The sequence below is a fragment of the Dyadobacter chenwenxiniae genome (assembly GCF_022869785.1).
GTDB lineage: Bacteria > Bacteroidota > Bacteroidia > Cytophagales > Spirosomataceae > Dyadobacter > Dyadobacter chenwenxiniae.
This window is the reverse complement of record NZ_CP094997.1, coordinates 6,009,438-6,020,144: the sequence shown is the minus strand read 5'-3', so window position 1 is coordinate 6,020,144 and position 10,707 is coordinate 6,009,438. Positions and strand designations below refer to the sequence as shown.

At 43.9% G+C, this 10,707-nt stretch carries 11 protein-coding genes; all 11 read left to right on the top strand.

Features of this window, described 5'->3' with window-relative positions; all coding sequences use genetic code 11:
• Window positions 1–159: 159 nt before the first annotated feature.
• The 11 genes from MUK70_RS25805 (at window position 160) to MUK70_RS25755 (ending at window position 10,707) form a co-directional block, all read left to right on the top strand.
• Complete coding sequence (locus tag MUK70_RS25805; protein WP_234657290.1) at window positions 160–1,020, top strand: T9SS type A sorting domain-containing protein; 861 nt, start codon at window positions 160–162, stop codon at window positions 1,018–1,020.
• A gap of 123 nt (window positions 1,021–1,143) precedes the next feature.
• Window positions 1,144–1,527, top strand: a complete 384-nt coding sequence (locus MUK70_RS25800; RefSeq protein ID WP_234657291.1) for a hypothetical protein — start codon at window positions 1,144–1,146, stop codon at window positions 1,525–1,527.
• Between the two features lie 325 nt (window positions 1,528–1,852).
• On the top strand, window positions 1,853–3,667 hold the full coding sequence (gene typA / locus MUK70_RS25795) for a translational GTPase TypA (protein ID WP_234605459.1): 1,815 nt from the start codon (window positions 1,853–1,855) through the stop codon (window positions 3,665–3,667).
• Window positions 3,668–3,961: 294 nt separating this feature from the next.
• A complete protein-coding gene (locus MUK70_RS25790; RefSeq protein ID WP_234657292.1) occupies window positions 3,962–5,236 on the top strand; it encodes a Glu/Leu/Phe/Val family dehydrogenase in 1,275 nt (424 codons plus the stop codon).
• A gap of 199 nt (window positions 5,237–5,435) precedes the next feature.
• Window positions 5,436–6,527: a sensor histidine kinase gene (locus MUK70_RS25785; RefSeq protein WP_234605465.1), complete on the top strand. Its 1,092-nt coding sequence runs from the start codon at window positions 5,436–5,438 to the stop codon at window positions 6,525–6,527.
• A 27-nt stretch (window positions 6,528–6,554) separates the two neighbouring features.
• Window positions 6,555–6,854 (top strand): Dabb family protein, encoded by a 300-nt coding sequence (locus tag MUK70_RS25780; RefSeq protein ID WP_234605467.1) that lies wholly within the window; start codon window positions 6,555–6,557, stop codon window positions 6,852–6,854.
• Window positions 6,855–7,073: 219 nt separating this feature from the next.
• On the top strand, window positions 7,074–7,388 hold the full coding sequence (locus MUK70_RS25775) for a hypothetical protein (protein WP_234657293.1): 315 nt from the start codon (window positions 7,074–7,076) through the stop codon (window positions 7,386–7,388).
• A 78-nt stretch (window positions 7,389–7,466) separates the two neighbouring features.
• Window positions 7,467–8,780: an AMP-binding protein gene (locus MUK70_RS25770; protein WP_374759731.1), complete on the top strand. Its 1,314-nt coding sequence runs from the start codon at window positions 7,467–7,469 to the stop codon at window positions 8,778–8,780.
• A gap of 44 nt (window positions 8,781–8,824) precedes the next feature.
• Window positions 8,825–9,106, top strand: coding sequence for a hypothetical protein (locus MUK70_RS25765; protein ID WP_234657475.1), 282 nt, complete (start codon window positions 8,825–8,827; stop codon window positions 9,104–9,106).
• Between the two features lie 109 nt (window positions 9,107–9,215).
• Window positions 9,216–9,464 (top strand): acyl carrier protein, encoded by a 249-nt coding sequence (locus MUK70_RS25760; RefSeq protein ID WP_234605472.1) that lies wholly within the window; start codon window positions 9,216–9,218, stop codon window positions 9,462–9,464.
• A gap of 49 nt (window positions 9,465–9,513) precedes the next feature.
• Window positions 9,514–10,707: a cytochrome P450 gene (locus tag MUK70_RS25755; protein ID WP_234657295.1), complete on the top strand. Its 1,194-nt coding sequence runs from the start codon at window positions 9,514–9,516 to the stop codon at window positions 10,705–10,707.

The following is a 10,707-nucleotide window of genomic DNA, read 5'->3' as shown; positions in this document are numbered from 1 at the left end:
GTTCCAATCATTCTTGACTTTACGAACAGAAAAGTTAGTGCTGACGGCCTAAGTTGGACATTTGATCTAGAAGCCAAAGCTGATGCGGGATATGTCGGGCCAAATAATAATGGGTGGATAGCTTTCAATATTAGGCTAGATCTCCTTCTTCCATCGGGAGTGACAATACTGAATGGAACGGGAAGCGGTAACACTGATTTCACGACTGGAACGGTCGGAGTTCAAACAATTGTACCCGGATCACCTCCATTAGGACAAAGTGAATTAGGCCTCACATTAGAAAGAAATAATGAGACAGACCTTAATACGTTATCTTTTGTAAAGCTCGCTACTTTTACCATTAATTTCTCGGGACCAGTGAACCAAGGCGATCCTGCAACACCTCGTCCAAATGCAATAGCCCAAGGCAGTTCATGGACGAATCTTGCTAACGACCCCCCTCTTAATCCAATCGGATTGAGAAGACCATTTCAAATGGCGCAAAGCTTCGCACTACCAGTTAAGTTGCTTTCGTTCGACGCATCCAGTGAGGGCAACGCAATCAACCTCGCTTGGTCTTCCACCGAAGAAACTAACAGCGACCACTTTGATGTGCAGCGTAGTGCTAATGGTAAGGATTGGAAAACGATTACGACTGTTGCTGCCAAAGGAGAAAGCCGTTCAACTGTCGATTATTCGGCGGTCGATAATGATCCGTTCGAAGGTGAGAACCTTTATCGTCTGCACATGATCGATAAAGATGGGACTAGCGCTTACAGCCGGATTCTCTCTGTAAAGTTTGAAGGAGTTGCTGCTTATATGTACCCTAATCCTGTCTCAGATGAACTGACTATTAAAGCAGCGGATTGGAGCAAAATTAAGAAAGTTGAGATCGTAGGTTCTAATGGCAAAAAGGTTTACTCTTCCGAAAAGCCGTCACCAAATGTCAAAGTTAAGAATTTGCTGAATGGCGTTTATCTGGTGCGTTTTACTAACACAAATGGCTCCGAAAAGACCTATAAGATCGTGGTGAACAACTAGTAGAAGACCACTAATGTTTACACTGGCCAGACTCGACTAATTCAATAACAAGACGAGTTTGGCCATTATAAATATCATAAAATTGAGATTAGCGGGATAACCACACTAGTAAACCAGAATGTTATGGTGAAGCGAATATTGATATTTTTCCTGGTAATCTTTATCGCCTCAGCTTGCGATAAAGACAAAGATGAACCTTGCGTACCGCCTGCTTTTGCTAAAAATATCCTGGGAACGTGGCTAGGATCATTAGAATCCAGCCCAAAACACACGGATGAGTTATCGTTTTTAGAAGATGGAACATTCACTGAGTCGGGCGGGATGCTTTTTGGTAAGCAGAACGAACCAATTATGACCTGGACAGCTGAAAAAGACTCCCTCAAAATCTCAGGCAAGTTCAAAAATAACACTAACGCCGTTTATGCCTTTTCAGCATTGACCAACGCTTGCGACTCAATTGTCCTTGATGTAGAAGGAATCGACAAAATATTTCTGAAAAGAAAATGAGTTAATGCAGGTTTTTCATTAAGTGTGTTGAAGTCAAAGGAGGCGCCATATTGGCGTCTCTTTTCTTGTTTATAGGCTGTTGTACTCACATTCGAAAAATTGTAACCATCCAACAATAAAAATAACTTTTTGCACTTCTCTCATTACAAACCGCCTTTTTCGGCAGGTAACAATAAATTAATTGTAAAATACTGTTATTCAGCAGAAAAAGTCCGTACATTTGCACCCTATTTGACAAAAAATCAGTCAAACTAAAAGCAAAACGGTTTACTGCCGGTTTTAAGCCGCCGAAAGGAAAAACCGTAAACAATTGATCTATAAAACAATGCAAGCCATTCGTAACATCGCAATCATTGCGCACGTTGACCACGGTAAAACTACATTGGTTGACAAAATCATTCACGCTTCAAAGTTATTTCGCGATAACCAGGAGTTTGATGACCTAATCCTTGATAATAATGATCTTGAAAGGGAGCGTGGTATCACTATCACTTCTAAGAACGTATCGGTGCGTTACAAAGACGTAAAAATCAATGTAATTGATACACCAGGTCACGCAGACTTTGGTGGTGAAGTGGAACGCGTACTTAAAATGTCGGATGGCGTTTTGTTGCTTGTTGATGCATTCGAAGGGCCTATGCCACAAACACGTTTTGTACTAGGCAAGGCAATTGGCCTGGGCCTGAAGCCAATCGTGGTCGTTAATAAAGTTGATAAAGAAAACTGCCGCCCGGAAGAAGTTCAGGAAAATGTATTTGACCTGATGTTCAACCTTGGCGCTACGGAAGACCAGCTTGATTTTGTAACTGTTTACGGCTCTTCCAAACAAGGATGGATGGGCCCGGATTGGAAAACACCAACCGATAATATTACATTCCTGCTTGATACCATCATCAGTTCGATCCCCGCTCCGGTAATCGACGAAGGGAATGCCCAAATGCAGATTACTTCACTTGACTACAACGCATTCGTAGGTCGTATCGCAATCGGTCGTGTGAAACGTGGCGTTTTGAAAGAAGGGGCTAACATGATGCTTTGTAAAGCGGACGGCGTTTTCAAAAAAGTGAAAATCAAAGAATTACAGATATTTGAAGGACTGGGTCGTGTGAAAGTTTCGGAAGTTACAGCTGGCGATATCTGCGCAGTGACTGGTATCGAAGATTTTGAGATCGGTGATACACTTGCTGATGCTGAAAATCCGGAACCACTTCCACGTATTGCGGTGGATGAGCCTACAATGAACATGCTTTTCACAATCAACAACTCTCCTTTCTTTGGTAAGGAAGGCAAGTTTGTAACATCACGTCACCTTCGTGACCGTTTGATGAAAGAAACTGAAAAGAACCTTGCACTCCGCGTAGAAGCAACAGACACAGAAGATAAATTCCTTGTTTTCGGACGTGGTATTCTTCACTTGTCTGTATTGATCGAAACAATGCGTCGCGAGGGTTACGAATTGCAACTAGGCCAGCCTCAGGTTCTTTTCAAGGAAAACGAAAAAGGCGAGCGCCTTGAACCAATAGAAACATTGGTTGTAGACGTGCCAGAATCGACAGCTGGAAAAGTGATCGAATTGGCAACGCAGCGTAAAGGTGAATTGTTGATTATGGAACCGAAAGGAGATTTGCAACACCTTGAATTCGAAATTCCTTCAAGAGGTTTGATCGGATTGCGTTCAAATGTATTGACTGCAACACAAGGTGAAGCTGTAATGACGCACCGTTTCAAAGAATTCGGTACATTCCGTGGACCAATTCCAGGACGTATCAGCGGATCTATTATCTCTAAAAATACAGGACCTGCAACAGGTTACACCATTGATAAATTGCAGGATCGCGGACGTTTCTTCGTTGAGCCGGGTGATGAAATCTACGGTGGTCAGGTTATCGGTGAGCACAATCGTCCAAATGACATCGTTGTTAACTTGCAGGAAGCCAAAAAATTAACAAACATGCGTGCATCAGGAACAGATGATGGTTTGCGGATCGCTCCGAAAATCAACTTCTCTCTTGAAGAGTCGATGGAATATATCCAGAAGGATGAATATCTGGAAGTTACGCCTCAGAGCATGCGTATGCGTAAAATATATCTGGAGGAAAACGATCGTAAACGTAATTCCGGAAAAATGGAAATGGCTTAAACAACCATTTAAGATTATATTGAAAGGAGGCATAAATTTTATGCCTCCTTTTGTATTTTTTACCAATTCACATTTTATAGAAACCCTTGCAGGAAATTTGGAAGAATCCGCGAATGGAACGCCATAATTTCAAAGAATGTATTACTCTTAATACATTCTACGTTATTGCATATTTTATACTATTTCAAGATTAAATGGTTTTTTATTTTTATAAAATATAATCAATTATGTTTGTAAGGACAAACAGATATTATTCATTAACATTCTTAATATCAATACTTTAAATAATTAAAAATGTCATATATAGAACCGGCTCCAATAAAGGATAAAGAAAATCCATTGGAATCAATGATGCAAAGGTTTGATAAGGCCGTTGACCTTCTGGGGATTTCGGAGGAAATGTATCACATCTTAAAAGTGCCGCGTAAGCAAGTCATTGTAGGACTGCCTGTTATGATGGATTCAGGGCAGATAAAAACTTTTGAAGGTTACCGGGTTATACATTCAACGATTCTCGGCCCAAGCAAAGGCGGCATCCGCTTTGATCCGGACGTGAACCTGGACGAGGTACGCGCGCTGGCTGCCTGGATGACCTGGAAATGTGCCGTTGTGGATATTCCGTATGGCGGCGCAAAAGGCGGCGTTGCCTGTAACCCGCGCGAAATGTCGGCGGGAGAAATCGAACGATTGATGCGGGCTTACACGACTGCGCTACTGGACGTTTTAGGTCCTGATCAGGATATTCCTGCGCCAGATATGGGAACGGGACCGAGAGAAATGGCCTGGTTAATGGACGAATATTCAAAATCAAAAGGAATGACAATCCCTGCGGTCGTTACTGGAAAACCCCTTGTACTGGGTGGTTCGCTGGGCCGGACTGAGGCAACCGGGCGCGGCGTAATGGTTTCGGCGTTGGCTGGAATGGAAAAATTGCGTATTAACCCTTATCGCGCAACGGCTGTGGTCCAGGGTTTTGGGAATGTGGGCTCGCATGCCGCATTGCTTTTGCGTGAAAGAGGCGTTGCAATCCATGCCATCAGCGATATTTCCGGTGCTTATTACAATGACAAAGGAATAGATATTGCGGCAGCTGTTGCGTACAGGGACGCAAATAAGGGATCGCTGGAAGGCTTTTCTGGCGCAGAGCCTATTCCAGGAGATGATTTACTAACATTGCCGGTTGATGTGCTTGTTCCGGCTGCCAAGGAAGATGTAATCACCAGGAAGAATGTGGCAGGAATTCAGGCGAAAATGATCGTAGAAGGCGCGAATGGCCCTACATCTTTTAAAGCCGACGACATTATTAATGAAAAAGGCATCATGGTTGTGCCAGATATCCTGGCGAATGCGGGAGGCGTAACGGTTTCCTATTTTGAATGGGTCCAAAACCGGATCGGTTATAAATGGACGTTAGAACGCATTAATCGCCGCACGGACCGTATCATGCAGGATTCTTTTAGCAAAGTGTACGAAACATCACTGAAATACAAAGTCTCATTGCGGATCGCAGCCTACATTGTCGCGATCGACAAAGTATCAAGCACTTACAAATTCCGCGGCGGATTTTAATTTTAGTCTTCCGATAAAAGGCAGCTTTCTTCATAGAGAGCTGCCTTTTTGCATAAAAATCTCCTTGTTAACATGAAGGAAATATTATTAAACCACAAGCCCACCTGCGCAATAGAGTTTTCTTGCAAACAGATTGTTAACTTTAAGGCTGAAATAAGACGGCTGACGGCCGAATGCCGAAGCTATTTACACCAAGATTATGTCACTAAGTCCTCGTTTTATTGCATTTATACTGGCAATCCTGATATCGCTTATCACCACTTCTTTTCTGACTTTTGTGGAAGGTGTATCAAGAGGAATGCTTTTCGTTTCGGCTATTTCCGCTTTCATTTCCTCCTTTTTTCTGGTGCTTTACACGGTTGATATTTTGGTATTCCGGGAGGTGAACAAAATGTACAGAACGATTCATAAGCTCAAAATGAAAGATTTCAACCTCGCCCCAAGAAAGAAATTGATCACAGAGTCGAACCCGTTGAAGACCATTAACGATGAAATTTTTGTTTACGTAACCAAAAAACAAAAGGAAATTGACGAGCTGAAAAAGCTGGAATTGTTTCGTCGCGAGTTTCTGGCGGATGTTTCCCATGAATTCAAAACACCGATTTTCGCGGCGCAGGGCTTTATTCATACACTGCTGGATGGCGCGATGGAGGATGAAAATGTGCGGGAGCGCTTCCTGATCAAGGCGGCGAAAAATCTCGACAGCCTGGATGTCCTGGTTAAAGACCTGCTGGTCCTCTCTCAAATGGAAACGGGCGACATCAAGATGAACATTGCGCCTATGGATATTCGCCTGCTGGCCCTGAACATTTTCAGCAGGCTCGAAAACATTGCTAAAGACAGGGATGTAACATTCAAAGTGAAACCCGATGAACTTTCCGGAGTTTGGGTAATGGCGGATGCCGACCGTATGGAACAGGTGATGCTTAATCTGATTGAGAACGCTGTCAAATATGGTAATGAAGGCGGAAAAGTGATCGTTCATTTTAGCGAAGGAAAGAAATTGGTTGAAGTGTCTGTCCGCGATAACGGGCCGGGCATTCCGCACGAGCATTTGAACCGCATCTTCGAGCGGTTTTACCGGATCGACAAAAGCCGAAGCAAAGAAATCGGCGGGACAGGCCTTGGTTTGGCCATCGTAAAGCACATTTTGAATGCACATGATACGAAGATCGCCGTAATGTCCAAACCCGACAAAGGCACTACTTTTTCATTTAAGCTTGAAAAGGCATACATTAGCCCTATATCAGAAAACCTGCCGGAAACGGCTGTCACCCAAGCGAATCCTTAATTATTTTTAACACATAAACAATTATCCATGTTTGTTCACAACGTATTTTTTTGGCTAAAAGAAAAAGATAACGAGGAAGCAAGGCAGGCACTTCTTGCTGGCATTAAATCCCTGGAGGCCATAGAATCCATTGAATCTGTATACATAGGCGCTCCTGCTGCCACACGCCGCCCGGTTATTGACGCCACTTACGACTTTGCCGAAATACTTGTATTTGCAGATGAGGCAGCGCATGACGTGTATCAAGTTCACCCTTTGCATAAAAAATTTGTAGATGAATGCGCACATCTTTGGGAGCGCGTTCTGATCTATGACGTGGAAGCTTAATTCCTAATGTTTGTTAACAAGTTATCCACAACGCACATGTGGATAACTTGTTAACAAACCTGTATTTACTGCATTTTGAGCCATTTACTGCTCATTTACCTCTTTGAAAACCTGTGGATAACTTTGTTTATAAGCGGTTTAAAGGAACGCTGAAAACCTGAAAAGGCACTATTAACCGGCGGAAATCGTTTTATGATTAGTACAAAACGAAACGAAGCCGTGAGAACAAATAGAATCCTGCTGTCAGTTATCGTCACGATCATTGCAGCGATAAGCATATCTTCCTGTGCATACCGGTCACCTGGCCCGGGCTATGGTTATGATTACGGATACGGCCCTGCATACGGCTATGGTTACAGATACCACCGCGTGCCGCCTCCACCGCCAAGAGTTGTGGTTGTGAAACCGGCCCATCCGAGAGTGATTCATGCAGACCGTTACAGGTCGAGCCGTTATGACAAAAAAGCTTATAGTCGTCAATACAATAATGGCAATCATTACGGTCAGCGAGGCAGAACCCGGGGTCCGAGATAAGCTGACAATAAAACATTGAAAAGCAGTATGGTTAAGATCATTTCTTAGTCATACTGCTTTTTTTATACCTTTGGTTTCATGGATCTATTTAGCAGACTGGAACTATTCGCCGAGCAATTCCCTGACAAGCTGGCTTATGGTTTTGTAGAAAAAGACGGAAACCTTTCGGAAGAGCTAAACTACCAAATGTTGTTGAAAGCGGTTTTAGGCGCTTCGTGTCAGTTAGCGAAGATTAGCATTGCAAATGCACGGGTTATCATTCTACTGCCCGCTGAGGCGGCTTTCATAAAGGTTTTCCTGGGCTCGTTGCACGCTGGTCTGATCGCCGTTCCCTGCCCTGTTGGCTTTTCGGAGCCGGCCATTCAAAGAATTATAAACATTATACAGGACTGCGGCGCTTCCCTTGTCATTACCAATCGCAAATCGCTCAAAATGCTTTCGCAACGGCAAACGGAAACTTCCAGGACATTAAGGGATTTGCCGGTTGATTGGTTTTTTACCGATGACCTTACCGACTGCGTTTCAGATCAAATTACAAAGCAGTTTTCACCGTCGGATAAACCTGCCTATCTCCAGTATACGTCCGGTTCAACGGGCCGGCCAAAAGGCGTAATGATTAGTCATGCTAACCTCACTGCCAATTTGAATGCCATTAATAATTGCTTTGGCAGAACAGCGGCAGACGTGTCTGTAACATGGCTTCCGCATTATCATGATATGGGACTTGTGGACGGATTGCTATCTCCTATATTTACGGGCGGAAGCGGCCTCGTTATTTCTCCTATTTTATTCATTACCAAGCCAATTCTGTTACTTGAAACCATTTCGAAACACCAGGCAGGATTTTGCGGCGGCCCGGGTTTCGGGCTGGACCATTGCGTTTCCCGGATAAGACCTGAGCAACTACAAACATTGGATTTGAGCTCCTTACGCGTCTTATATGTAGGCGCGGAACCCGTCCGGATTTCCAGTCTTGAAAAATTTTCCGAAACAATGCAGGTTACCGGCTTCAAACGCAACAGCCTGGTGCCCGCTTACGGCCTGGCCGAAGCAACTTTGGCCGTAAGTCTGCATTTGCATACAAAAACGATGATCTTCAAACCCATCTCTGAGGCAAATCCCAAAATGGTTGTCGCCTGCGGTCCGCCTGTTGAGTTTACGAATGTTGTCATTGTTGAACCTGAGCTGCATTCAATCCTTGAAGAAGGCGAAATTGGGGAGATTTGGGTTAAAATGAGGCTGTTGCGATGGGTTACTGGCAAAATCCTGACGCCACTACGGCAACCTTCAAAGCACGCACTACTTGCGGAAAAGGCCCGTTCCTCAGAACCGGTGATCTGGGATTTCTCGCTGATGGTCAACTTTTCATCACAGGCAGAAAGAAGGAATTAATCATTATCAGAGGCACAAATTATTATCCCCAAGACATTGAGGAAGTGGTTGGCTCATGCCACGAACATATTCAGCCGCACGGCACAGCTGCATTTGCCATAGAAACAGATCAGGGTGAGGAATTGATGATCGTGAGTGAAGTTAGAAGTAGTGCTCAGAATGAGCCTGATCATCATTCCATCAGAACAAACATTGCTAACAGCATCGGATTAGCATTCGGGTTAGTGCCCCATAAAATAGTGTTGGCTCCTGTGGGTAAGCTGCCGAAGACATCCAGTGGAAAGATTCAAAGACTAAAAGCGCGGGATATCTTTAATCCGGGTTGAGCTGATTTGCAGCCGCTGGATCATTTGAACATCTGTTTTCTTTAAAAAATAGATAAAATCCTTATTTTCACAACAACAAAGCATACTAACGCTCCCTTTGACATTTGAAATGAATAAAACCTATACTGAAATCTCCGGCTGGATCGTCGAACGTATAGCCCATCATGCGGAATTGGAACCAAGGCAAATAACCCTGGATACCGAAATAGTTAACTTCCGCCTCGACTCCCTTTTGATGGTTAACATTACTTCTGAGCTGGAAGAATGGCTCGGCATGGACCTTAGCCCGTCCATATTCTGGGAAATGGGTACAATAGGTGCCACAACCGAATGGATTCTGGAAAATCAGGAAGCCTGATCAATCTCCAATCTTCCGTCTTACTCAACATTTACATACCGAATTCCCCATGTCCGTAGCGGCTATCTGGTCTTCCCAAAACAACATCAGTCAAAATTACGCTGAACTGATCGACGATGTGCGCAACACAAATCCGGTGCATCTCAATGTTTTCGGTGACCTGGTTGTAATGGATTACAAACATGTGAAAAAGATCTTCGCAGACGCCGATAACTTCCAGAATTTCGATTTTACCGAGCGGTTCAAGGTTGTATCCGCAATCGCGAACAATGATCCTGTATTGCTGGAATTTGGCGAAAGTTTGCGATACTGGCTGCTTTTCATGAACGGCGAGGCACACGCGGAGCATCGCAAAATGGTCAACAAGAAGTTCTATGAGGCTAATTATGAAACCATTACGATGGATGCGATCCGGGAAGTGATCGAAACATATCAGGACCAGGAAGAAGCAGATTTGGTTGAGATTACAAGAAAATTCAGTTTTCTGATCATTAGTAAAATCATTGGTTTAAAACGTGAAGATTATGATTTCATTCAAAAATTCTCCTACGTTATCACGCTGATTTTTGAAAAAACATTAAATCTAAAAGACTTGCTGGAATGCGCGCACATGTCGGCGCAATTCCGAAATTACATGGGCGAAACGTTATCCCGGCAGGAAAAAGAACTGACAAACAGCCTTTTGCTTGAAATGAAGGAAATCATGGGAAGTTCAAGGGTGAACGAACTGATCGGAACCTGGGAGTTTCTGGTGAATGCTGCAACGGAAACTACCACATTGCTGCTTACCAGAAGCATTGCTGCATTGATAGAACACAAGGAAAAACAAATCAACTGGCACGCGCACGACAGCTGCGCAATTGCCATCGAGGAACTGATCCGCTATGTTAGCCCGGTAAACTGGATCCCACGACAGGTGAAAGCAGACATGGAATTCGAAGGTCTTGAACTCAAAAAAGGCAAAACCGTGCTGCTGGGCATTGCTTCCGCCAATCGTGACCCGGAAATCTTTGACAATCCCGAAACGTTTATACCCACACGTAAACCAAATCCGCACATTGGTTTTGGTTTCGGCATCCATCATTGCATGGGCGCCCGGCTTTCCCGCTTCGAAATGCAGAAGTTTTTGCCAAGGTTCATGGCAGCTTTTCCAAATATCCGCCTTCATCCCGAAAAGCCCGGCGAGTGGGATTCAAAGGTGTTTTTCAGAGGTCATAAGAATTTGCCTGTGCTTCTAAAATAA